The organism is Xanthomonas phaseoli pv. dieffenbachiae, from assembly GCF_008639345.1.
Taxonomy (GTDB): Bacteria; Pseudomonadota; Gammaproteobacteria; order Xanthomonadales; family Xanthomonadaceae; genus Xanthomonas; species Xanthomonas phaseoli.
This window is the reverse complement of record NZ_CP041380.1, coordinates 4,951,581-4,974,651: the sequence shown is the minus strand read 5'-3', so window position 1 is coordinate 4,974,651 and position 23,071 is coordinate 4,951,581. Positions and strand designations below refer to the sequence as shown.

The window sequence follows — 23,071 nt, the reverse complement described above, 5'->3', positions numbered from 1 at the left end:
GAGAAGTCCTGTCCGAGTGTTTGATGATCAAAAGAAGTGGGCACCATCAGTGCGTTGGAAAACGCTGTTGCCGAAGGCTGGCTGTCACGATGCGGCGGGAAGCCGGACGCCGTAGAACGCGCGGAACACGGCGATCCGGTTCAGCGCGACATCGCGCTCGACCGCCAGGTTGTCCAGCTCCGCGCGTCCGAGCTGCACCCGTTCCTCCAGCAACGCACTACGGTCCTGCAGGCCGTGCTCTACCCGCACCCTCATGCGCTCCACTCGTGCTTGCTCGCGCTGCACGTAGGCCTGGCTGCGCTGGCGTGCATCGCCCAGCGTGGCATGCGCATCGAGTGCATCGGCCACCTCGCGGAACGCCGACTCGATGGTGCGCTCGTACTCGACGATGCCGGCCTGCTTGCGCACCTGCGCCAGATCCAGATTGGAACGGTTGCGGCCGAAGTCGAAGATCGGCAGCGTGATCTGCGGGATGAAGGACCAGGTCCGGCTACCGCTGTCGAACAGGCCGCTGAGCGCACTGCTTGCCGTTCCAAGCCCCGTGCTCAGGCGGATGGAGGGGAAGAAGGCCGCGCGGGCTGCACCAATATCGGCATTGCGCGCCCGCAATTCGGCCTCGGCCTGTTGCACATCCGGACGTTGAAGCAACACCTCCGAGTTCAGCCCACGCAATGCGGTAGTCGCGACCTGGTCGCTAACCAAGGCGTTCAGTTCGCCCCCCGTCTGGCCGGCATCGAAGCCGGCCAGAACGCGCAAGGCGCGTTGTGCGGCGCGATGGTCGTCCGCAGCCTGGCGCGTGCGCACATGCACTAGATCGGCCTCGGCGCGCTGCCGGCCAAGGTCATCCTGCGACAGCAGGCCCACCGCATGCTGGCGGGCGGCATAGCCCAGTAAAATAGTGGCGTCCGCCTCGATGGACCGTTGGATCGCCAGCGATTGCGCGGCGGTACGCTCCAGCGTGTAGGCGCGCACTACCTCGGCGATCAGAGCCCCACGCGCAGCCTGTTGGCCGTGCGTGGAGGCCAGGTAGCGTGCACGTGCGGCGTCGGACAGGGACTTCAGCTTGCCGAAGAAATCCAGCTCGAAATCGCCAATACCGACCGTGGTCACCGACAGTTCCTGCTGGAAACGCAGTTGCAGGTCCGGGTCATCGTAGATCTGGCGAATGCGCTGCGCATCCACTCCCACCGTCGGCAGGCGCGCCGAGCGCTCGATGCGGTACTGCGCGCGCGCCTGTTCGACCTGCAGTGCTGCCAGGCGGTAATCGGCATTGTGAGCCAGCGCGGCCTTCACCAGCGGCGCCAGGTCGGTGCGGGGAGCGAAGGACCGCAAGAACTCCAGTTCCTGAGCGGTCAATTCCTGGGCCTGCGCCGTCGCATCTGGTGCACCGGCGGCAGGTGCCTGCGCGGCAGCAAAACTGGCCGGCAACGCCACCGAGGGGCGTTCATAGGTAGGCGCAAGTGAACAGCCACCCAATACGGCGGCCAATGCCAGCGCCAGGGCCGCATGTCTGACGGGGTTGCCTGCTGCAATCTGTGGAATCATGGGATATGCCTGTGGACCGACCGAGGCATAGCATCGGGGCCGATATTCAAGGTTCCCTCGGGACTTCATCAAGATTTCATCAAGACAAGAACACCGGAGGACGCATGGCAGCAAAGAAGGTCCTGGTCGTCGAGGACGACGCTGATAGCGCCAGCGTTCTGGAGGCATACCTGCGCAGGGAAGGTTTCGATGTCGCGATTGCCGCAGACGGGATTCGCGCGGTGCAATTGCATGCGCAGTGGAAGCCTGACCTTGTCCTGCTGGACATGATGCTGCCCGCCTTGAGTGGCATCGAAGTGTTGTCGGCGATCCGCCGAGTGGGCGACACCCCTGTCATCATGGTGACTGCCATTGGTGATGAGCCGGAAAAGCTCGGCGCCTTGCGCTACGGCGCCGATGATTACGTCGTCAAGCCTTACAGCCCCAAGGAAGTGGTAGCACGGGTCTTTGCCGTCATGCGCCGCACGATGACAACGCGCAACATCGAAGAAGTACTCCGCTATGAGCGCCTGCGTGTAGATCCCGCCAGCTTCGCGGCGCACATCGAGTCCGCAGACGGCAGCCTCGTGCCATTGGAGCTGACTCGCACCGAATTCACGCTCCTGATGACCCTTCTGCGGACCCCCTCCAAGGCCTTTACGCGTAGCGAGTTACTGGAGGCCTGTCTGCCCGATAGCGATGCGTTGGAGCGGGTTCTGGATACTCACGTCCTGAATCTACGACGCAAGCTCGATCAACACGGCATCACCGGCGTGCTGATTACAGTCCGCTCTGTCGGATACCGGTTCAAGTGAGAATGATGCGGAAACTACGCAGATGGCTCATGGCACACCGCAACGCGCCGCTTTCGTTGTGGATCGGGATGCGAATCAGTGGCCTGGCGATCACCACGGTCTGCTTGATCGCATTCAGCATGTGGACGTACTTCAATATCCGAGATTACCTATGGACGTACTTCAATATCCGAGATTACCTAATCCTGCGCGATGTTCCACCAGACGTTCAGGCAGAGATCCAGTTGTTGCGGGCACAGCCCGACGTAAACGAGGCGCGCTTGTGGCAATTGCTCGAACGTTACTACGACATCCATCTGGTGCTTCCTGGAATGAGCAATCCGGACTGGGTTGTGTTGAGTAGCATGGTGGTGGTGTTTATTCCGTTGATCCTGCTCTGTGGATTATTGATTGCCCGGCCGCTTTCACGGCAGCTGCTGCATGTCGCTCGCGTCGCACATCGGGTCAGTGAGGGTCAGTTCGGCGGGAGCGTCCCCGTCGTGGATGGCGCCCCCAGGGAACTCACCGGACTCGCGGTTGACTTCAATGGAATGAGCTCCAAGCTTCAGCAGTATGAGCGGGAGTTGCGCGAATCCAGTGCCATGCTTGCGCATGAACTGCGTACCCCGCTCACCGCAGCGATGGGTCGCGTACAAGGGATGTTGGACGAGGTATTCCCACGTGCGCCGGAGCAATTGGCACTGGTGCATGCACAGCTGGAACAGATCAACCGGCTGGTGAGCGAGCTACATCTGGTTTCGCTTGCGCGTGCCGGACAGTTGGTCCTGGAGATAGATAACTTCTCGTTGACCGATTTGATCAACGAGCGGCTGGAATGGGCTACTCCTGCACTGAGCCGGGCAGGTATGGCCATCAGCTGCAACATTCCATCCGATCTGGACGTGCCGGGCGACCGCGCTCGCCTGGGTCAGGTGGTGTCGATCCTGATCGACAATGCCATCCGCTACGGCAGCTCTGGCCAGGTGCTGGAGCTGTCCGTCGCGGCCGAGCCAGAGCTGTACCACATTCTTGTCGGCGACCGAGGTCCCGGCGTGGATCCTGGCGATCTTCCGCGCTTGATGGATCGCTTCTGGCGCGCAGAACACTCACGCGCGCGACAGTCCGGTGGAAGTGGACTGGGGCTGGCGATCGCTTCGGCGATCTGCCAGACCCACGGTGGGCAGCTGAGCTTCAGCAACCGGGATGGAGGCGGACTCCTTGCCGCCATCCAGTTGCCTCGCAAGGCGATCCCTCCCCAGTCCGACGGCCGGTAACCCAGCCGGGCGGCTGCCACCCCGGCGCACTCTCTGACAGGCTGCCGCAGGCACTCCGCCGTGCTCGCAGACATGGGCATGCACCCGGCATCACCATGCCACTGGCACGCTGGTGTCCGTTGGCCTCAATGGCCAAGCGACAGCGTCGCACCTTCCCGGCGATGGGTTCCCAGCCGATCGATGAGCGTATCGCTGGCCTCGTTCAAGCCGATGACATCGACTTGTACCCCATGGGATCGCAGCTTCAGCACCACGCGATCTAGCGCCCCCACCGCGCTGATGTCCCAGAAGTGGGCATGGGTGAGATCGACGATCACTTTCTTCGGACTGCTCAGGAAATCGAAGCTGGACGCGAATTGTCCAGCAGAGGCGAAGAACACCTGGCCACGCACCTCGTACACGCGCGTGTCCGAATCCACATCCCGCTCCAAGACATTCAACATGCGCCCAACCTTGCGGGCAAAAAACAAGGCAGACAGCAGCACGCCCGCCAGCACTCCCCTGGCCAGGTCGTGTGTCAGCACAGTGACGACCACCGTCCCGATCATCACCACCGACGAGCTCTTGGGGTGAGTCTTCAGGTCGCCAAACGACCTCCAGTTGAAAGTGCCGATGCTCACCATGATCATCACCGCCACCAGCGCGGCCATCGGAATCTGGCTAACCCATGGCGCGCCGTAGACCACCATAAGCAGCAGCACCACGCCCGACACCAGGCAGGACAGGCGTCCGCGCCCGCCTGAACTTACGTTGATCACCGACTGGCCGACCATCGCGCACCCTGCCATGCCGCCAAAACACCCAGCAATCATGTTGGCCACGCCCTGGCCGATACATTCGCGATTGCGTTGCGAAGGCGTGTCGGTCATGTCTTCCACAATCTGCGCTGTCATTAGCGACTCCAGTACACCCACCATCGCCAACGTCGCCGAAACCGGAAACAGGATGCGAAAGGTATCCGAGGTCAAAGGAACATCGGGCAGGAAAAATGTCGGCAGGCTATCGGGCAATCTGCCCATGTCGCCGACAGTACGGATATCGATGCCCCAAAACATGCATACGGCCGTCATCGCCACGATCGCGACCAAGGGCGAGGGAATCGTCCTGGTAAACAGCGGCAGCAAATAGATGATGGCCAGGGCCACCGCACAGACTGCGTAGACCTGCCAAGGCATGCCGACCAACTCGGGCAACTGAGCCAGAAAAATCAGGATTGCTGGCGCGTTGACGAAGCCGTAAGCTGTGCCGTCAGTAAGGGCGGTCTCTCACTCTACGAAAACGCGAAAGCCGCTCGGTCAACGTCAACCATGACTTGTTGAAGCCGCCCTAAAACTACCCAACAACTTCACGTCCCATCGCCCCTGACTTCGCGAAAAAAAAAAGCCAGTACTTAGCTGATCTGTCACCAGCGATTACATGTGGCCCTCATCCCTTTTATGTTGTGCCATGTTCCACATCAAATTTCCTGCTTTAGTCCTCCCTATATACCGACTGGGCCGGCCTTCCACAGCAAGGGCATCAGCGCCTTGCCGGCTGCCATCCTGCCTTCAGGGCCTCGGTGGGCGTACAGAACATTCGCTTGCCCCGTGCGGGAGTTGTGTAAGTGCGTTCGTAGTCACGTTGCCCAGGCATGTGAAAGATCCTCTTTCCGTTGCGGGAGAGGTTGCCTTTGATGTTGCAGCCAGTAGCGACTGGGAGCGTAGTAGAAAATGAGGTCTTAACTGATGAAGCGCGCTTTGCGCGTCTGAAGTCTGCTGGCAACTGAAAAGAGCCGCTCCAGATGTTGAGCTTGTGTTGCTGAGCAATGCTCTCGTCAGCAACGAAGGACGTGGAATATTGTCGATACGCAACTGCCCAACCAGAACTCACCATCCAGCGGTTGACCGACTCCCCGTGGAGAAAGCACTCGGCTACCACTCGGCCGTAGTGGTCCGTGTCCTTGGGCTGGCAGCGAACGGTCTTGTCCAGCAGATAGTCGTCTAGCGCGGCTGCGGACCGCCGGCCACATGGCCAGGAGCGTCCGTTGCTCCTGATGCATAGCTGGTTACTTTCCGGGGCGTCGATCCCCCATAGGCGAATGCGTTGCTTCGACACGGTGAGGGTATCGCCGTCCGTGACCGTGGCGCGGCCTACCAATTCTGCTGCGATGCCAGCAACCGAAGCAAAAACCAAAAGCAGACCCACCAGAACCTTCGACACCATCGACAACCACTTCCTTCCAGACACTTTCAGCCGTGTGCGCAACTTCCGTACTGCATGAAACGCAGCACTGCCAGAGCAGCGGGAGTCGAATCTTGTAAGGCACGGGCACGCTGCCGCTCAGGCGTCGCACGGGTTGGCTCAGGCGTCGCACGGGTTGAGCGACCGTGAGCCCTTGTGCCAGCACCAGCTAGGGTGCTGCGAAGTCCCGATCTTCATCAGGGACGTCAGTCGGTTAAGGGCATGACTCTTTGATCCGCCTACGGCCGCGGGGGGAGCTCGGAGTTCATCTCACGCTGTTGGGTTGAACCAGTAAAGACATCAGACAAAAAAAGCACGCTGCAGCGGCAGCAAGCCCGCCCCAAGCATGACGGCATCGCCACGCACGCCTGCGACACGGAGCTCAGGTAGCGGCGGCGACAGGCCGTGACGGTTCGGCGCCCGTGGGACATGCAAACGCGCCACCAAGGCCTCTGTCAATGGGGCTGGGAGCCGCCCGCCAATGATAACCATTTGGGGGTCTAGGCCATAGGACAGGATGCTGCAGAGTCGGGCGAACGGCTCTTGGGCCATAGCGAGCCATGCTTCCACACCAGGCGTTGCAATGGTCAGGTTTGGAAGCAATTGCTCGACGGTTTCCATCTTCCCTTCCGCGGCCTGCACATAGCGCAGTAAGGAGTCAAGATTGGGATACTCCAGACCGGACACAGTCCAGATGCCGCCGAACTCGCCTGCATTGCCTCGATGACCACGGAGCAGGCGGCCGTTGCTGATGATGCCGCCGCCGAATCCATTAGTCAGATGGAGATAGACGAAGTCGGCGCAGTCACGACCGATGCCGTAAAGGCTCTCGGCGACCGCGGCCACTGCGCCGTCGTTTTCGACGATCGCCGGAACTCCGAGGGCCTGTTCGAACAACGGCACCAGCTCCATTCCTGTCCAGTCCTCCAGCGCGGGTGGGCCCACCATCTCGGCCCCCTGCCCGCTGAAAAACGCGGAGATACCCACGCCCACACCGAGGACGCGCGTGGGCGTAACACCCGCCTCTGCCAGCAGCTCATCAGCAAATTCACGCAGTTGCGCCAACACCTGCACGCGATCCATCTGTGCCATCGCCTGTCGCCGTTGCCCACGCACAGCGCCGCTCAGATCCAGTAGGGCAATCGCGAACGCGTCACCCATCATGCTGACTCCGAAGGCAAAGGCATGGTTGGGGTTCAAGCGCACGTCCACGCTTGGGTTGCCCGGCCCCTCTGGCGCTCTGGAGGCAAGGCGCAAGAGATCGCTCTGCGCAAATCCCCGCAGCAAGCGGGCCACGGTGGGCTGTGAGAGGCCCAGCAGTCGCGGTAAGGCGGCCTGGCTCTGCACACCGAACTTGAAGAGATGGTCAAGCAGCAAGCGCCCGCCAGGGCTTGGAACGCCAGAGGAAACGTCCATCATGAATACGCGATGCGGCCCTGCATGGAGCGGGCGACAAATCTACCATGTGGACACAATAATTTCATACATGGTAAATAGTATTACCCCCACATTATTTTACTGGGGACCTTTGCATGCCGTTTACCTCACCTTCCATCACCGCGTTGGCGCTTGCCTTGGCGGCCGCCACCGCCCATTCCGGGGCGTCCGCCCAAGAGGCTCAATCCATGAATCGGCAAGCCGTCGACTTGGACGCTGTCGTTGTAACCGGAACACCCAAGGGACGCTCTCAGAAGGACGCGCCGTTCGCCATCAGTGTGATCTCCGAAGAGACCTTGCAACGCCGCTCGGCGACCAGCAGCGTGGACATGCTTCGCGCAGTGCCCGGGATCTCTGCTGAACCCTCCGGCGGACAAGGCGGTGGCCAGAACCTCTACGTGCGCGGACTGCCCGCTGGTGGTTGGTTCTACATGCAGTACCAAGAAGATGGCCTGACCCTGTTCGACGAGCCACAGGAAAGCTTCCTCAACATCGACAACCTCTTTTCCTTGGACATGATGACCGAGCGCCTGGAGGTGGTTCGCGGGGGCACCTCGCCGCTGTTTGCCACCAACGCGCCCGGCGGCACTGTCAACGCGATCACACGGCATGGCACCGCGACGCCGGAGGGCGCGGTTCGGCTAACCAATGGAAGTAATGGGCAGTGGCGCCAGGATGCCTACAGTGCCGGTCCGCTAAGCGAGAACGTGCTCTACAGCATCGGTGGTTTCCATCGTACCGACGATGGCTTGCGCCGCACCGGCTACACAGCGGACAAGGGAGGCCAGTTGCGCGGCACCCTCACCTTTCTGCTGGGGGATGCGGTGTTGGATGTGGATGCGAAACTTCTCAACGACCGCACCGCGTTCTACAACCCGATCCCGTTGCGGGACCCACGCGTGCCCGATCGCTCGCTCTCGGCGCTGATCGATCCATTGGACGGTACCTTGCTGTCCAGCGATCTGCGACATACCACCGTGCCCACCTTCTTCGGCAACCAACTCCAACAGCGGAGCCTGGATCTTGCCGACGGCATCCACACCAACGTCAAACAGTTCGGCACACACCTGGAATGGGGCCTCGGGCATGGAGTTACGCTGGATAACCGCATGCGCTATGTCAGTGCGCAGGTCGACTATACCTCGCTGTTCTCCGGCGCAGCCCCTAGCGATGCGGCAGGATATCTCGGCACCCAACTGGGGCGCGCGCGCACCGGGTTCGGCGCCAACGTTGCACGCACCGGTTATGTTATCGCCGCCGATGGCAGCCCTTACGACCCGTCCGGCAGCAACGGCCTGGTATTGGAAAGCGGCTTGTGGAACAGCCGCACCCGCCTGCGCACGTTGTCCGACGACCTGCGCCTGAGCAAGGCCTTCGATGCCAGTGAAGCCGGACAACACACGGTGACTGCCGGCATCAATGTGCAGCACTTCGAATACGCGCAAGATCGTCTGCAGAATACGGTGCTGACCACACTACGCAACAACCCACAGCGTCTGGACGTACTGGCCTATGACGCGGCCGGCAACATGGTAGGCGCTGTCACGCAGAACGGTTTTGTTCGCTACGGCAACGGCGTTACGCGAGGCTTTGCAAGCGGCACCTACCTGTCACCGCATCTATGGGATTCGGTGAAGTTCGGACGCTTTAGTCTCGACGCCGGCATGCGCTACACCCGCTATACCGCCGACGGCGGCGTCTACGCCAACACCAATCGAAACCTTGGCGATCCAACAACATTGGCGGACGACAACGTTGGCGGCCTCAGTGGCACATTCAATGCGCGCGATGATCGCCAGCATGCGTTGCAATGGACCGTCGGCGGCGAGTATGCGGTGAACCCAGCGCTACAGGCCTTCGCGCGTTACACCGCCTCACAGCGACTGCCACGCCTGCAAAACGTCTACCAGACCCAGAATGCAGCAGTTACCGACATCGACCAGGGCGAGGTCGGTCTGCGCGGCACAGTTGGCGACGCGCTTTCGCTCTCCAGCGTCGCGTTCTGGAGCCGCTTCAATGATCTCTCGATCAGCGCAATCGTTCTGGACGCAACGGGCGCGGTGCAGAACCTCAACCTGGTCGGCAGCACGCAAACACTTGGTTTGGAATCTGAGTTCACGTGGCGTCCAGTCGACCTGTTCGGTATGACGGGCTCTGTGACTCTACAAGATCCGCAGACTAAAAGCCTGAGCAACGCGACCACCAACAGCGCAGTTCCTGGTTTGAATGGTAACCAGATCTCACGCATCCCGAAATACATCGTCTCGTTAAGCCCGACGCTGTATTTCGATATCGCTGGCAAGCCCACCGAGCTGACCGCAACGGCATATCGTATCGGGCAGCGCTACGTCGACTACACCAACGCCACCGCATTGCCCGCCTACACAAGCTACGACCTTGGTCTATCCACCTACCTGAGTAAGCACCTGGAGCTGCAACTACATGCAGCCAACATCAGCAACGTTGTTGGCTTGACCGAAGGCAATGCGCGCGTAGATACCTTGTCTGGTCAAGGCACCGCTGAAGCGATCTACGCGCGACCCATCTTTGGGCGTAACTACACTGCATCGCTGACCTGGAGGTGGTGAGCATGCGTGCACACATTATGGTTGCAGTCCTGACGCTGTTGTTGCCAACGTTCCACGTCGCTGCCTCGACTCCAGCAAAACTGACGTTGTCCGAGCGCTTGCGCGACCCCAATGCTGGCACCATTGTGGTCTCGCATCGTGCTTGCTGGATGCTGGCCGCGGAGAACACGTTGGCTGGCATCAATGCATGCGTGGCACGCGGCATCGACATGGTAGAGATCGACATCCGCACCACGCGTGATGGACAACTGGTCCTCATGCATGACGATAGCGTTGACCGGACCACGAACGGTCACGGCGCCGTTACCGATCTCACCGCCGCACAGATCGCACGTATGCGCATCCGCACCAAAGGCGGTGGCCCAGACGCTTCATTGACCGAGTGGCATCCACCCACTTTTGCACAAGCCCTTGCTGTCGCGCGCGGGAAAACCTTGATCAACCTCGATGTCAAGGATGCTTCGTTGAGCCAGGTCATGGATGCAGTTGAGGCGGCCAATGCACAGCGAGACGTCCTGCTGAACGTACCGATAGGTGTGCCCAGCGAAATTGTCGAACGCGCGCATCGCTCTGATATTGCACTGCAAGTGTTGTACATCGAACGCGATACCAAGATAGCTGCAGCAGAGGCTTTTCAACGCGCCGCGACGTTGCGGCCTACATCGCTACAACTTATGTTCGACGATGCTTCGCTCATCGAGACGGCACGTCACGTTTCCAAAGGGAAGATCCGGCTTTTCGTCAATACAATGACGAACGATATTGCCAGCGGGCATCCGATGAACCTTTCAGGCGACTATACCGATTCAAAAGCGCTGAGGGATCCGGCGAAGATCTGGGGAGTCTTACGCGACCGCGGTGTCAGCATGATGCAAACAGATCAACCCTTTGCCCTACAGAGCTACCTGCAATACGGGCGCCGAATACTTTAGATGGTCATTTTATGGCCAGGCAAACTGCGTTAACCGATTTCATACTCTAGGCAGATAAAAGGCCGCGCGGATAGACAAGCGGGCGGCCTACTCATGACCGTGGTTGCTATCTACAAGCGCTAAATCATCACCACGATCTTCACGCTGCTCAAGAAATCGCGAGCGCCGTGAGATGTAAGGCTGTTCGTAATCGCACCACTCATTCACTACCCTTGACCCTCCTGGAGAACCATCGTGAAACGATCCACGCGTCCCTGGAAGAAAACGATCTGCACTCTTGCTTGCCTGGCAATTGCAGCGCTTTCCGGCGCAGCATCGGCTGCAAACAACTGGAATCCCCAGCACATCCTCGGCGCGCTCAAGCGACCGCATCAGATCAGTGGCGTCAGTATCGCCGTCATCGCACATCGTGGCGTCGTGAGTGCCGGCTGCCCAGAGAACTCGTCCTGCTCAATCCTTGCCACCTACAACAACAATGTTGAGGCGATCGAACTGGATGTCAAGTAGTCCGCTGATGGAACACCTTGGCTCTTCCACGATCAGAATGTCGGGCGCCTTCTTGAGCACAGCCCAAATTTCAATATTTTCCAGGCTGCTAACAATCCGACGGGTTGGAATCCCGACGTGCGCACGTTGAGCAATGCGGAGCTCAATGCTGCGTTGCTCCGCGATCGGAACTTCGCCAAGACGGGCTACCACCCCGTCACACTGACTCGCGCGCTTACCACGATTCGCGACTCGGCGAATCACATGGTCATCGTGCTGGACTTGAAAACACTTGACGCAGTATCGCGCGCCGCTGATCTTGCACGGGCATATGGCATGGAGAACCAGGTCGTCCTGAAGTTCAGTGCGTCGCTACTTGCGCGCAACCCAGACAGCATCACCAATTATACCAAGGGCGTTGCATTTGCACCCACCATCTACGCTGGCGACATGGACAACCTTGCCGATGGTGGCTATGTCGGACTATGCGGCACGATCAGTAGCGACACGCCGTTCTGCCGAGTCAACGCCTGGATCAGTCAGGTCAGAGGCAAACAAAACTTCGCGTGGTTGGAAATTGGCAATAAGCAACCGCGCCGTGGTGATCCCACCGCCGAGCTGCTAGCGGACAATCAAGCGAAAAAGGAGGCTATTGGTGCGTTCTCGCCGGTGTCGGAATATCGCGTCAGCTCACACGATGGTTATCACTTCGTCCGCAGCAATGGCACCTGTTGCGCTGCACTGAGTGATTACCTGACGCGCACCAAGCACTTCGGTGATGAAACCGCAGATGAGCGTCCCAACTACCTGCTGCAGGTGGTTGCCGGTTTCACTAGCATCATCACTGACGACCCGCTAGGCGTTATTCGTTCCTCTATCAAACGCGATACGACTCGCTACCTGTGATTTCCAAACGGGGCCGGCGCATGCCGGCCCCTTCCATAACGGTTCGAAGACAAGCCTATCCGGGCCAGGTCACCTTATGCGTCTTGCAAGCAGTTGGAAATCCATCCTCATTGTTAGTGCAATCGCCGCCCTCGCCTGGCTCTTGTTACGACAGGCTGACGACTCCAAGAGTGTTTCACCGTCAACGAACATGCTTTCCCAGGTGCAGAAGCACCCTTTAGCTAGCGGAAGTGCGTTGGCTCCTGTGCAATCTGGGCAAGACAGGCCGTCCGCTCAAGAGGTCATCACCGCGGCGGCGGCACTCCCTCCAGATTTCCAGGCCGATGTGCTTTTGCGTGTGGCCGCGTCCGAAGATATCGTAAGCTCCCCCGTCAAGCAGACAGTCCAAAAGTAGACCTTCTGGCGTGTTGGTTGCGGTACTCGGTCGGCGTTAGGCCGCCGAGCGCGTCATGGGGCCGCTGTTCGTTGTAATCGATCATCCACCAATGGGTAGCTTCGCGGATATCGTCGAGGCGGGTGAAGAGGTGCTGGTCGAGCACTTCTTCCCGGAAGGTGCGGTTGAAACGTTCGATGAAGGCGTTCTGGTTCGGCTTGCCGGGCTGGATGTACTGGATCGCCACGCCATTGACCTTCAGCCAGCTGGTAAATGCGTCGCCCAGAAACTCTGGTCCGTTGTCGGAACGCACGACCTGCGGCAGGCCATGATCGTGCTTGATCTGCTCGAACACGCGCACCAGACGATGCGAGTTGATCGACGTATCCACCTCGATGTGGAGCACCTCGCGGTTGAAGTCGTCGACCACGTTGAAGGTGCGGAAGCGTCGGCCGCACGCCAGAGCGTCGCTCATGAAGTCGACCGACCAGACGGTATCAGGCAACCTTGGGACATACAGCGCGACACGCTCGCGCTTGGGAAGCCGCCGCTTCGCAGCGCGGCGCAGGTTGAGCCGCATGGCCTTGTACACGCGATAGATTCGCTTCGGGTTCCAGTCAGGTCGCGTCCTGCGCAGTACGTCGCTGCATTTCCAAAAGCCGCGACTGGGGCGGTCTTCGACGACACGTGCGATCGCCGCGATCAACTCGGCATCGCGTACTGTCCAGTCGAGCGGTGGCGCATACCACGCCGCACGTGCAAGCCCGACGCATGCACAGGACCGACGCAGCGGCCGCGCGTGTACCTCGATCAGGTACCGCACGGCCTCGCGCTTGCGCGCCGGCCCTAGAGTTTTTTTGCGATGAGATCCTTCATGGCCGCATTGTCGAGCGCCAACTCGGCGTACATCCGCTTGAGCTTGGCGTTCTCCGACTCAAGCTCCTTGACCCGCCGCAGCTCCGAAGCCTCCAGGCCTCCGTACTTACTCTTCCACTGGTAGTACGTCGCTGTGCTGATACCAACCTGGCGACAGATGTCCTTGACCGGCACGCCGGCGTCGGCCTGCTTGAGCGTCGCGACGATCTGCGTCTCGGTGAACTTTGAGGTGCGCATAGAACCTCCTGGCTGAGGTAACGATGCCAGAAATATCCACTTATGCGGTGTCTGTCAGGCTGGGGAGCTTACGATACCACCTGCTACGCGTACGCGACCAACTGCGTCTGCTGGCCACCTTGGCCACACCGCGCGCACGCGAGGAAGGCGCCATGGGCATGCCGGCCATTCCCATACAGCAGTGGGCGCATTGCCTGCAGCACTTGGCTGAGCAAATGGATGATGTGCTGGAGGATTTGGGCACCGCCCGGTAACACACTTTCTTGGATGCAAGCCAGGCGCCATGTGATCAAGCACGCAAGCTCGCATCGCCAAGCGACCTGATCCACACGCGCATGCAGCGCTTGGGCTAGGATCGGTGCATATAAGGGGAAGACCATGGACAGGATCACCACCATCGCGCGATGCATCGTGCTGGCAACGTCAGCGCTGTGCGTCGCCGCGTCCGTGCAGCCAGCGCATGCACAAGGCATGCGCTCGGCCACCGGCACCGCAACAAGCAAGTACATTGCGCCGACGCAGCAGCCATATAACTCGATGGCGCGCGACACCACGCCCTTCAACTGCGAGCAATACCGCGTGCACCCGCATCCGGGCATGGTGCGTTACTGCCAAGGCGTCGAGAACATGATGCTGCGCAATGAAGCACAGCGTCAGGGGCGCCCTGCTCCGTCGGATTCCATCATCGCGTTGCCGGGTCTTGGCACTGCAGAAGCCAAGCAGCTGGGTTATGCATGCGTCGGCGGGCAAGCGATGAAGCGGCTGCGTAATGGGTGGGAGCAGGTGTCGGCTGGCGGCGGCGGCTGGCAGCGGTGTCAGGGTGGGTGAGTGAACCTACTCCACACCACTCGGTGTCGATTGCTGCCGGTGGGTGGCAGCGATTTCAGGACAGGAAGTAGACTTAGTCCAGTATCTTGGAGCGACTCATCCTTATGTCTTTAGCTGCCGTGTTTAGCTAGGCCTGGCAAATTCAAGCGGCTGGTTTGGCTTGAGTGATTTGAAGAAGTTCCAGGCCGCGACACCATCCTCTTCCGGCCACGAATTCTGTCGTAAATCCACTTAAAGGTTCCAAGTCATGGTCGATAGGGAGTGCTCGAGAAGTCCACCTTATCTGCAAGCCCAGGCTTGCCTAGAGCGCAAAGCATTCGCTTAAGGGCGTGCTCTGAAAGTAGACTTCCCGCGGTAGGGCCCAAGAGTATTGAATGCACCACATCCTCTAGAAGTAATGGTGCGCCGATTGCGTTTTGACCTAGTCGGAGCTTCAGCTTGGGCTGAATGCCCTTTCGGTTAATGGCGTAACTCAACAGCACCGCATAACGCCGCGTCTCATCCCTATCAGGGAAATAAACTACACGCCATTCGTTCTCCTCTCGAAATGCCGCGTGCTTAGTAAAGATTGCAAAGTACCTTAGCCTTTGGAAATACGCAGAGGCAATCTGGCCAATGCTTACATCATTCGCGTTGGGCCCAAAGCCAGTTACAGCCTTCGAGCATATGCTTAGAGCCCAGTCCATCCACGCGTAACGTTCTTCCGTCGTCGCGTAACGCACAGGCGCTATGATCAACGGCGAATCGTCGTCCTCTAGCAATTTGTTCGTATCAAAAACTATCGCAACGCCACCACCATCTGCACCATAGGCGCGCCACATGGAAAGAAGACCATCCCTGTCATCCTTTTGGTGCTGACAGAAGCAAGCAACATATGTATCGAGAGCATTAGTACTACCCTCACTGTCCCTGGCATTCTCGACTGCCTCTAAAAAAGCTGCATAATTGCTCACTGATCCAAATTGACTTGCAAGGGAATCATTAGTCCTAATTCTTTTCACTCCCTCAACGATTCCCCACTTAAGCTCTTCATCGTCATTCATCAAAAAAGGATGCGACATCCATATTTCTTCCCCGCGGAAAATTGATTCCATCGTCGAAAGAGAAGTGTAGTGCGCGAGCAGGGGGCGTTTTGAAGGAAAGTGTTCATCCTCCTTCAAATCAGACCACAAGCCATCTACGCAAGCCTCAAGTGCGTCCATATAAGCTCCTGAAGGTTCAACTGTGTGACGCCAAGATTGAGCGGAAAAGCGAAGTCCTGCAAGCTGCGACTGACGAATTCCCTGCGGTCTAAAGGTTGAGACACAAAACGAATTGGATATTTGCTTTTGCGATCAGCTTTGCGATCACGGTGGTGACGATTGGCCTAACCACACGCCTGGTGAGATGCGGGGACCACACATTGCGTAGGCACTGGCGCCTGGCCTGCTGCTTTGCTTGCTTGCGTTGATGCCGCTATGAAGCAGGCTTCCGGTGGTGGCATCCCAAGCGCCTAGCCGGTGATGCTTGGGTGCACAGAGCTGCACTGCTGCGTTGCTTTTGAATCGGTAGGACTACACCGCAACGTTGCGGCCGTGTGCATGGATACCGGCTCGTGCATCAGCTCAGTCCGCATGGCATGCGTGTACGAGAGTCAACGAACGCAGGTACGCTACGGCGCTCTTTCGCTTGGAGACCCATGTGATGCATGCCTTGATTGTTGTTGCGCACCCGGATCCCCGCTCGCACACGCACGCAGTGGCTGCCCAGGTGCGCGATGCCGTGCTGGCATCCGATGCAACGCATACGGTCGAGGTTGCCGATCTGGCGCAGGAAGGCTTCGACCCGCGCTTCAACCAGGCCGATGTCGCACTCTTTCAGCAGCGCGCGGCACCCGCGCCGGATGTAGCAGCCGAACACGCGCGCCTGGACCGCGCCGATGCGCTGGTGCTGGTGTTTCCGATTTACTGGTGGTCGTTTCCTGCGCTGCTCAAAGGCTGGATCGACCGGGTATTTACGCTGGGCTGGGCGTTCGACGAAAGCGCCGATGGCAAGATCGTGAAGAAGCTGCAGCGCCTTGATGTGCACCTGCTGGCCATTGGCGGTGCGGACGAGCGCACCTACGCGCGGCACGGCTACTTCGGTGCGATGAAGACGCAGATCGCCCACGGCATCTTCGATTTCTGCGGGGCGCCGGTGCGCACCTCCGAGCTGCTGACGGTGCCGGATGCGGCCTTTCCGCAATCGCATTTCGACACGGCGCGGGCGATTGGCGCGCGGTTGTTTGGCGCAAGAGCCTCTGCCGGTAGCGAACCCAGCTGACTCCAGGCTGCAGCTGCTGCGTCATGATGACTGGCAGGCCCGACCAGCTGCCCGTATGCCCGTATGCCCGTATGCCCGTATGCCTGCATGCCAATAACGCTCGCGCGTTGTGCCGTGGCTTGCACGACTGCAGCTCTACTCCTGACGTGCCACCGCATCACCGTGTACTGGTAACGCATGCAATCTAGGCAGCCACGCGTCCGGGGGCGTGCGGCAACGCGTCGCCCCCCGCCAGACATCACTCGAACGGCCGGGGAGAAGGCCTCTGGGATTTGGCAAAGGTCTGGTACAGCACTGCCGCACGCTCGTCTGCGAGGACGTTCTCGATGTCACTCAAGTCGCGTTGTGCAATCGCTGCCGATGCCTTGCGATCGCCCAGCAGATAGGCGAGCCGCAGATACGCCGCACTCTCGACCAGGTTCTTTTGCGGAGTGTCGCCGTTGTAGGCCTCGGACAGCCCAGAGTAGGCGTAGAGATTTCCGGTGGCTGCGGCCTTGCGCAATATCGCCACGCCGCTCTCGAAGCGGCCACTGAGCGCGGTCTTGCTGCCGTAGAGCACCGTGGCCGCCGGATTGCCCGCCAGCGATTGAGCCTGCAACTGGGCCTGATCCATCCTGCTCAAGCGTGCGTGCTCGGCCGGCGATGGGTAGCCGTGGGCGATCAGCCAGCGCGCTTCGGCCTGCGAGCTGGCCAGCAGCGGGCCGCCAGCGCTGCAGGCGTCTGAGCCGGGGTGGCACAGATATGGCGCTGTGTCGGCATGGGTTTGCGCTACACGCGCCGCCGGTGACCGCGACAGCTTGTTCGGTGCGCTGCCGTGGCCGGTGGTGCGCACGTGGACGGTAGGCGCGCTGGCTGAGGTCGTTTGCGCTGGCGGCGGCGTGTCGGTGCAGCTGCCCAGGGCCATTGCAGTGAGCGCGATCAATGCGGTGCTAGCGAATTTCATTGGGCTGTCCCTGGTGGCGTGCGAGACGTGCGGGGCGCACATGCCGCAGCTGCGTTGCTCCTTGCGCCTGCACCTTGCGTGGCAGCGATGACGCGGTCAAGTCCGCTGCACGCTGCTGTCGCCTGGTAGTTACGCCGTGCATCGCCCGTGGCACGTGGCGAAGGCGCAGCAGACGCACGTCGATCTGTATCGCAGCGTTCGCTGGCGGTGACGCGGGCTGACAGGCGGCCGAGTACGCGGCATGGGGCTGGCTGGCAGTGTTGAACGCTTTGGCCGTGCCCGCGATGCGGGGCCAGTGGCGTTGGTTCGATCGACGGCCGGTGGGTGGGTGGTGCCCCAGCTCTGGCGGTTGCTCTGGTGGTTGCCCTCGCGCCTACTCCCGCAATGCATCAAAGCGGACGCAACCGTGGTCGGATCCGGCATCGTTGGACCGAAAACGCGGCCGGATTTGCACAGTAGGGCGGCTTGAGACGTAATGTGACGCAGGTCGGAGTTTTCTCGTATACCGTGGCACCCATCACTGTAAAACGTGATGTGCATCTCATATTCGAGAAGGAGCTGGCCGTGACAGAGAACAGGATGGGGCTGCAAACGCAGCCGGTGGGTGGAGAGCGGGCGGCAGCCCAGCCATGGGCTGCACTGTTGCCGGGGTTGGCACCGCCCGCAGGCACTGGTCGCCCGGCAGCCCCGACGCGCACCGCGGCAGATGCGGCCAGCCTCAAGCGTCTGCTGCGCAAGGGCGCGCGCAGCCTGGTGTGCACCTTGCCCTGGCGGCATCAGGACCGGCTGTATTTCCTGCATACGTTTGGACGCCTGCCCGATCTGTACACACCCAAGTGCTTCAACGAGAAGATCCTCTACCGCAAATGCGTGCACGGTGATTACCTGCAATACCAGCGGTTGGCCGACAAGTTCGCGGTGCGGCCGTATGTGGCGGCCAGGATCGGCCAGGCGCATCTGATCCCGCTATTGCTGGACACCACCGATCCGCAGGACTTGCTGCGGTTGCCGCAGTGGCAGCAAACGGTGATCAAGGCCAACCATGGCGCAGCCATGGTGGAGGTGGTGCGCGAAGAGCCGGACGCGCAGCAGAAGCGCCGCATCATCGCGCGTTGCGGCCAATGGCTGCGCACCGATTTTTCCGACATGGTGCGTGAGATCCATTACCGCGATATTCCGCCACGCATCCTGGTGGAAACCTATATCGGCGATGCGCAGCAGGTGCCGGTGGATTACAAGTTCCACATGTTTCGCCAGACCGATGGCACGTTCAAGTACGTGCTGCAGGTGATCTACGGGCGCTTCGACACGCCGAAATTGGCGATGACGTTTTTCGTCGGCAACTTGCATGAGGCTTTTCACCGCATCCGCGACGACGGTCGCGCACCGCCGTGTGCACCGGAGCTGCTCGAGCAGGCGCTGGAACTGAGCAAGGTGCTGGCCAGCGACTTCGATTATGTGCGGGTGGATTGGTATATCCAGCACGGGCAGGTGTATTTCGGCGAACTCACCTTCACCCCCGGCGCCGGGTTGGTGACCGGTTTGGACCGTGGGCTGGACCGGATGATGGGCGAGATGTGGGTGCAGCGGCGCGCGCCTGAAGCACCGGGACTGCCGATGCGAGGGTTTGGTGTGGGCGGGCGCGTGCCACAGCGGTGAAGCGTCTGCGCAGGTGCACTGCGCAGGCGATGCCGATGCAGCGCGCCGTTGCATCGCCCGATGACTGCGGCGCTTCGGCATGCGGTGCACGCAGCCGATGATGTCTGGCAGCGATGCGGAGGGTGCAGGTTGCCGCCGCGCGGCGTGCTGCGGATATCACCAACCAGCTGCCGCTGCCACGCCGGTTACGCACTACAGAGCCCGCCGTTGCGCCTATCCAATTGGCGCAGCCACGCCCGCCTGTTTGGCAAATTCGCCAGCGGCCCAGTCCAGAAACACGCGCACCCGCGGCGACAGCTGACGGGCGCGGGAATACAGCAGCGACACCGGGTTGGACGGCGGCGGGGTATCGCGCAGGATTTCCACCAGCGTGCCTTGCTGCAAGTCGTGCGCCACATGGAAACGCGGCACCTGCGCGATGCCCAGGCCAAGCCGGATGCCGGCCAGATAGCTCTCGGTACCGGTGACGCTGAGCGGGCTGGGCAATGCGAAGGTGCGCAGCCCCTGCGCGGTCTGGAACTCCAGCGGGGTGACCACGCCGGTGGTGATCGAACGCAAGCCAACCATGCGGTGGTGGTCCAGCGCTTCCAGCTGCGCAGGCATGCCGAAACGTTGCAGGTACTGCGGCGTGGCGCAGGTGAGGCGTTCGAGCATGGCCACGCGGCGTGCGACCAGTTCGCTGTCGCGCAGCGGGCCATAGCGCAACACGCAGTCGATGCCTTCTTCCACCAGATCCACCCAGCGGTCGCTCTCGCTCATCACCAGCTGGATCTGCGGGTACTGCGCAAAGAATGCGGGCAAGCCGGGCAGCAGGAAGTGCCGCGCCAGCGTGCCCTGCACTTCCACCCGCAGCACCCCCTTGGGTGCCACGCCGCGGAAGCCGCCTTCGGCATCGTCCACATCGTCGAGAATGCGCATGCAGCGTTGATGGAAGAGCTCGCCATCGAGCGTGGGCCGCACCACGCGCGTGGTGCGCTGTAACAGGCGCACGCCCAGGCGCGCTTCCATCTCGGCAATCACCTTGGTGGCGGTGGAGCGCGGAATTTCCATGTCGTTGGCCGCTGCAGTGAAGCTGCGCCGCTCCACGATCCGCACGAACAAGCGCATGGCGTCGAACCGATCCATGGCACCCCTTGCCCACTGTTCGGGCGCTGGAAACAGTGCTGTGCAGTTTAGTGTGATTATCGTCGTGTCATTGCATTGGATAGTTTCCGCAACGCCGCAGCCCGCGGCATAACGGAAGAACATGCATGACTCAGCAGCAGAAAGTGGCATTGGTGACCGGAGCCTCGCGCGGTATTGGCGCTGCCATCGCGCAGCGATTGGCCGGCGATGGCTTTGCCGTCGTGCTCAACTACGCCGGCCATGCGGATGAGGCCGATCAACAGGTGCGCAGCATCGAAGCGGCCGGTGGCCGCGCGATCGGTGTGCAGGCCGATGTCAGCGACCCGGCCGCCGTCGAGCGCCTGTTTGCCGCCGCCGAGGCTGCGTTCGGCGGGGTGGATGTGCTGGTCAACAACGCCGGCATCATGCAGCTGGCCACCCTGGCCGACAGCGACGATGGCTTGTTCGACAAACACATCGCGATCAATCTGAAAGGCACCTTCAACACGTTGCGCCAGGCCGCACGCCGGCTGCGCAACGGGGGCCGCATCGTCAACCTCTCCACCAGCGTGGTCGGCCTGAAGCTGGAAACCTACGGGGTGTATGCGGCCACCAAGGCGGCGGTGGAAACGCTGACGGCGATCTTGTCCAAGGAATTGCGCGGGCGTGCCATCACCGTCAACGCGGTGGCGCCTGGCCCGACCGGCACGGCGCTGTTCCTGGACGGCAAGTCACCAGAATTGATCGAACGCTTGTCCAAGGCCAATCCGCTGGAACGCCTTGGCTGCCCGGACGACATCGCGGCGGCGGTGGCGTTCCTGGTCGGCCCCGATGGCGGCTGGATCAACGGCCAGGTGCTGCGCGCCAACGGCGGCATGGTCTGACCCGCTGTGGCGCGCGGCAGTGCGCACGCTGCTGGTTTTCCCTTTCAAGGAGCACTGACATGAGCAAACGCATCCTGGTCACTGGCGCGTCCAGCGGCTTCGGCCGATTGGCCGCGCAAGCGCTGGCCGCCGCCGGCCACACCGTCTACGCCTCCATGCGCGATACCGCCGGGCGCAATGCCGGCGTGGCGCAGGCGATGGCCGAATTGGCGGACAAGCAGCAGCTGGCCTTGCACACGGTCGAGCTGGACGTGCAATCGCAGGCCTCGGCCGACGCGGCGGTGGCATCCATCGTGGCGCAGGCCGGTGGGCTGGACGTGGTGGTGCACAACGCCGGGCACATGGTGTTCGGCCCGGCCGAGGCGTTTACCGCCGAACAGCTGGCGCAGGTCTACGACATCAACGTGCTGGGCACGCAGCGGGTCAACCGCGCGGCATTGCCGCAATTGCGGGCACAGCAGCAGGGTCTGCTGGTGTGGGTGTCCAGCAGCAGCTCGGCCGGCGGCACACCGCCGTATCTGGGCCCCTATTTCGCGGCCAAGGCGGCGATGGATGCCTTGGCAGTGCAGTACGCACGCGAGTTGGCGCGCTGGGGCATCGAGACTTCGATCATCGTGCCGGGTGCCTTCACCAAGGGCACCAACCACTTTGCCCATGCCGGCACACCGGACGATGCCGCACGCGCCGCGGCCTACGCGGCCGGCCCCTATGCAGGTTTTGGCGAACAGGTGCAGCAGGCGTTTGCGCGCCTGGTGCCCGAAGACGCCGACGTGGCCGAGGTGGCGCAGGCGATCGTGCAGGTGGTGAACGCACCGTTCGGCAAGCGGCCGTTCCGGGTGCATATCGACCCGGCGGGCGATGGCGCCGACGTCGGCTTTGCCGTGCTCGACCGCTTGCGCGCAGAGATGCTGCACCGTGCGGGATTGGGCGACCTGTTGGCACCGCGCGTGGTGGAATGATGGGATGCGGCAGGCGCTTGGAGTGCCTGCCGGCCGTAGAGCGGCTAACAGACGGTGGCGAGCAGTGGTCAGCTGGATGTGGACGGCGCACTCACCACCGGAGTGTCGGCGTGGTGCATGCCGCACCGAGCACCGGCCGCGCCTGCCTGGCGGCTATGCCGTGGTTTTGTTGGCCGCTCTTAGCGTGAAAGACGGTTCCTGCGAAGCGCGCGCTCCCACCGCATGACGTGCACCACCACGATGCGCTGCCCATCCACGCGGTAGAACACGCGGCAAGGTGGTCGACAATCTGGCGATAGCTGGCGCGTGAGTTCCTGTGGCCGGCTTCCGCTGTCCGGGGCGTTCGATCAATTGCTCAACCTGCGCGAACACCCGTTTGACCCGCGCCGCTGCAGGGGGTGCGTTATCGATTGCGATGTAGTCGGCAATTGCGTCCAGATCAGCCAATGCCGGCACCGACCAGATTATTTCAGCTATCGCGCCATGCGCTGCCGTGCCTGTTCATGGCTCAGCGTACGGCCTTCCGCGACTGCCATTTCTCCACGGGCGATTCCTTGGAGAAGCGCAATGCGCTGCTGCATGCGCTCATCGCTGGCAACATCCACCAGATAGGCACTAGGTAAACCGTGCTGTGTGATCAGGATTGGCTCCTTGTCGCGCGCTGCAGCTGCAAGGAGTTCGGTCGCCTGACGCTTGAGCGTGGTGACAAGTTCGGTGCCCATGCAGTGACATTGCAGTATCACTTC

At 61.2% G+C, this 23,071-nt stretch carries 20 protein-coding genes, 1 other RNA gene and 2 pseudogenes; 12 read left to right on the top strand and 11 right to left on the bottom strand.

Annotated elements, in window-relative coordinates; all coding sequences use genetic code 11:
* Window positions 1-84: 84 nt before the first annotated feature.
* Window positions 85-1,545, bottom strand: coding sequence for an efflux transporter outer membrane subunit (locus tag FLG15_RS22075; protein ID WP_150147433.1), 1,461 nt, complete (start codon window positions 1,543-1,545; stop codon window positions 85-87).
* 104 nt (window positions 1,546-1,649) lie between these two features.
* On the opposite strand from FLG15_RS22075, the gene FLG15_RS22070 reads away from it, so the two are divergent.
* Both FLG15_RS22070 and FLG15_RS22065 read left to right on the top strand, forming a co-directional pair.
* On the top strand, window positions 1,650-2,339 hold the full coding sequence (locus FLG15_RS22070; protein WP_150147430.1) for a response regulator: 690 nt from the start codon (window positions 1,650-1,652) through the stop codon (window positions 2,337-2,339).
* A gap of 5 nt (window positions 2,340-2,344) precedes the next feature.
* Window positions 2,345-3,592 carry a sensor histidine kinase gene (locus FLG15_RS22065; protein WP_150147780.1) on the top strand — a complete coding sequence of 416 codons (1,248 nt, stop codon included), beginning with the start codon at window positions 2,345-2,347 and terminating at the stop codon, window positions 3,590-3,592.
* Window positions 3,593-3,717: 125 nt separating this feature from the next.
* Here the strand turns inward: FLG15_RS22065 and FLG15_RS22060 are convergent.
* From FLG15_RS22060 to FLG15_RS22050, 3 genes and pseudogenes are all read right to left on the bottom strand, one after another.
* Window positions 3,718-4,827, bottom strand: a pseudogene (locus FLG15_RS22060) (SulP family inorganic anion transporter); the annotation flags it as partial.
* A 283-nt stretch (window positions 4,828-5,110) separates the two neighbouring features.
* Window positions 5,111-5,794 carry a thermonuclease family protein gene (locus FLG15_RS22055; RefSeq protein WP_081023106.1) on the bottom strand — a complete coding sequence of 228 codons (684 nt, stop codon included), beginning with the start codon at window positions 5,792-5,794 and terminating at the stop codon, window positions 5,111-5,113.
* Between the two features lie 318 nt (window positions 5,795-6,112).
* The gene (locus tag FLG15_RS22050; RefSeq protein ID WP_057678164.1) at window positions 6,113-7,231 is read right to left on the bottom strand and encodes an ROK family protein; all 1,119 of its coding nucleotides are present in this window, start codon (window positions 7,229-7,231) and stop codon (window positions 6,113-6,115) included.
* 113 nt (window positions 7,232-7,344) lie between these two features.
* Between FLG15_RS22050 and FLG15_RS22045 the strand changes: the two genes are divergently transcribed.
* From FLG15_RS22045 to FLG15_RS22035, 4 genes are all read left to right on the top strand, one after another.
* Window positions 7,345-9,837: a TonB-dependent receptor domain-containing protein gene (locus tag FLG15_RS22045; RefSeq protein WP_057678163.1), complete on the top strand. Its 2,493-nt coding sequence runs from the start codon at window positions 7,345-7,347 to the stop codon at window positions 9,835-9,837.
* 2 nt (window positions 9,838-9,839) lie between these two features.
* Window positions 9,840-10,769, top strand: coding sequence for a glycerophosphodiester phosphodiesterase family protein (locus tag FLG15_RS22040; protein ID WP_237377046.1), 930 nt, complete (start codon window positions 9,840-9,842; stop codon window positions 10,767-10,769).
* Window positions 10,770-11,003: 234 nt separating this feature from the next.
* Complete coding sequence (locus FLG15_RS23665; RefSeq protein WP_244666114.1) at window positions 11,004-11,276, top strand: hypothetical protein; 273 nt, start codon at window positions 11,004-11,006, stop codon at window positions 11,274-11,276.
* Window positions 11,277-11,393: 117 nt separating this feature from the next.
* Entirely contained in the window at window positions 11,394-12,161 is a 768-nt protein-coding gene (locus FLG15_RS22035) for a hypothetical protein (protein ID WP_244666113.1), read from the top strand.
* 371 nt (window positions 12,162-12,532) lie between these two features.
* On the opposite strand, the gene FLG15_RS22030 is transcribed toward FLG15_RS22035, so the two are convergent.
* A protein-coding gene (locus FLG15_RS22030; RefSeq protein ID WP_370512609.1) for an IS3 family transposase occupies window positions 12,533-13,647 on the bottom strand; the annotation gives its coding sequence in 2 pieces (ribosomal slippage) (window positions 12,533-13,395 and window positions 13,395-13,647; 1,116 coding nt in all).
* A 23-nt stretch (window positions 13,648-13,670) separates the two neighbouring features.
* Here FLG15_RS22030 and FLG15_RS22025 point away from each other — a divergent pair.
* Together FLG15_RS22025 and FLG15_RS22020 are read left to right on the top strand one after the other, a co-directional pair.
* Window positions 13,671-13,901: an XAC0095 family protein gene (locus FLG15_RS22025; RefSeq protein ID WP_150147427.1), complete on the top strand. Its 231-nt coding sequence runs from the start codon at window positions 13,671-13,673 to the stop codon at window positions 13,899-13,901.
* Between the two features lie 124 nt (window positions 13,902-14,025).
* Window positions 14,026-14,475, top strand: coding sequence for a hypothetical protein (locus tag FLG15_RS22020; protein WP_057678670.1), 450 nt, complete (start codon window positions 14,026-14,028; stop codon window positions 14,473-14,475).
* A 245-nt stretch (window positions 14,476-14,720) separates the two neighbouring features.
* On the opposite strand, the gene FLG15_RS22015 is transcribed toward FLG15_RS22020, so the two are convergent.
* Window positions 14,721-15,677, bottom strand: coding sequence for a DUF2971 domain-containing protein (locus FLG15_RS22015; RefSeq protein ID WP_150147424.1), 957 nt, complete (start codon window positions 15,675-15,677; stop codon window positions 14,721-14,723).
* Between the two features lie 481 nt (window positions 15,678-16,158).
* Here FLG15_RS22015 and FLG15_RS22010 point away from each other — a divergent pair, with 481 nt between their 5' ends.
* Window positions 16,159-16,776: an NAD(P)H-dependent oxidoreductase gene (locus FLG15_RS22010; protein ID WP_057678669.1), complete on the top strand. Its 618-nt coding sequence runs from the start codon at window positions 16,159-16,161 to the stop codon at window positions 16,774-16,776.
* A gap of 238 nt (window positions 16,777-17,014) precedes the next feature.
* Here the strand turns inward: FLG15_RS22010 and FLG15_RS22005 are convergent, their stop codons facing one another.
* Complete coding sequence (locus tag FLG15_RS22005) at window positions 17,015-17,698, bottom strand: hypothetical protein (RefSeq protein WP_081022958.1); 684 nt, start codon at window positions 17,696-17,698, stop codon at window positions 17,015-17,017.
* Window positions 17,699-18,298: 600 nt separating this feature from the next.
* Here FLG15_RS22005 and FLG15_RS22000 point away from each other — a divergent pair.
* Window positions 18,299-19,378 carry an ATP-grasp fold amidoligase family protein gene (locus FLG15_RS22000; protein ID WP_057678667.1) on the top strand — a complete coding sequence of 360 codons (1,080 nt, stop codon included), beginning with the start codon at window positions 18,299-18,301 and terminating at the stop codon, window positions 19,376-19,378.
* 213 nt (window positions 19,379-19,591) lie between these two features.
* Here FLG15_RS22000 and FLG15_RS21995 read toward each other — a convergent pair whose 3' ends face one another.
* A complete protein-coding gene (locus FLG15_RS21995) occupies window positions 19,592-20,503 on the bottom strand; it encodes a LysR family transcriptional regulator (protein ID WP_150147421.1) in 912 nt (303 codons plus the stop codon).
* A 125-nt stretch (window positions 20,504-20,628) separates the two neighbouring features.
* On the opposite strand from FLG15_RS21995, the gene FLG15_RS21990 reads away from it, so the two are divergent.
* Both FLG15_RS21990 and FLG15_RS21985 read left to right on the top strand, forming a co-directional pair.
* Complete coding sequence (locus tag FLG15_RS21990) at window positions 20,629-21,366, top strand: SDR family oxidoreductase (protein WP_057678665.1); 738 nt, start codon at window positions 20,629-20,631, stop codon at window positions 21,364-21,366.
* 59 nt (window positions 21,367-21,425) lie between these two features.
* Entirely contained in the window at window positions 21,426-22,325 is a 900-nt protein-coding gene (locus FLG15_RS21985) for an SDR family NAD(P)-dependent oxidoreductase (RefSeq protein ID WP_057678664.1), read from the top strand.
* A 42-nt stretch (window positions 22,326-22,367) separates the two neighbouring features.
* On the opposite strand, the gene FLG15_RS21980 is transcribed toward FLG15_RS21985, so the two are convergent.
* The 3 genes and pseudogenes from FLG15_RS21980 to FLG15_RS21970 all read right to left on the bottom strand — a co-directional run bounded on the left by FLG15_RS21980 (window position 22,368) and on the right by FLG15_RS21970 (window position 23,047).
* Window positions 22,368-22,444: non-coding RNA, sX9 sRNA (locus FLG15_RS21980), on the bottom strand.
* 60 nt (window positions 22,445-22,504) lie between these two features.
* A pseudogene (locus tag FLG15_RS21975) lies at window positions 22,505-22,802 on the bottom strand (type II toxin-antitoxin system RelE/ParE family toxin).
* Window positions 22,799-23,047 carry a type II toxin-antitoxin system Phd/YefM family antitoxin gene (locus FLG15_RS21970; protein ID WP_057678663.1) on the bottom strand — a complete coding sequence of 83 codons (249 nt, stop codon included), beginning with the start codon at window positions 23,045-23,047 and terminating at the stop codon, window positions 22,799-22,801. The pseudogene FLG15_RS21975 and the gene FLG15_RS21970 overlap by 4 nt, the downstream one beginning before the upstream one ends.
* Between the last annotated feature and the right edge of the window lie 24 nt (window positions 23,048-23,071).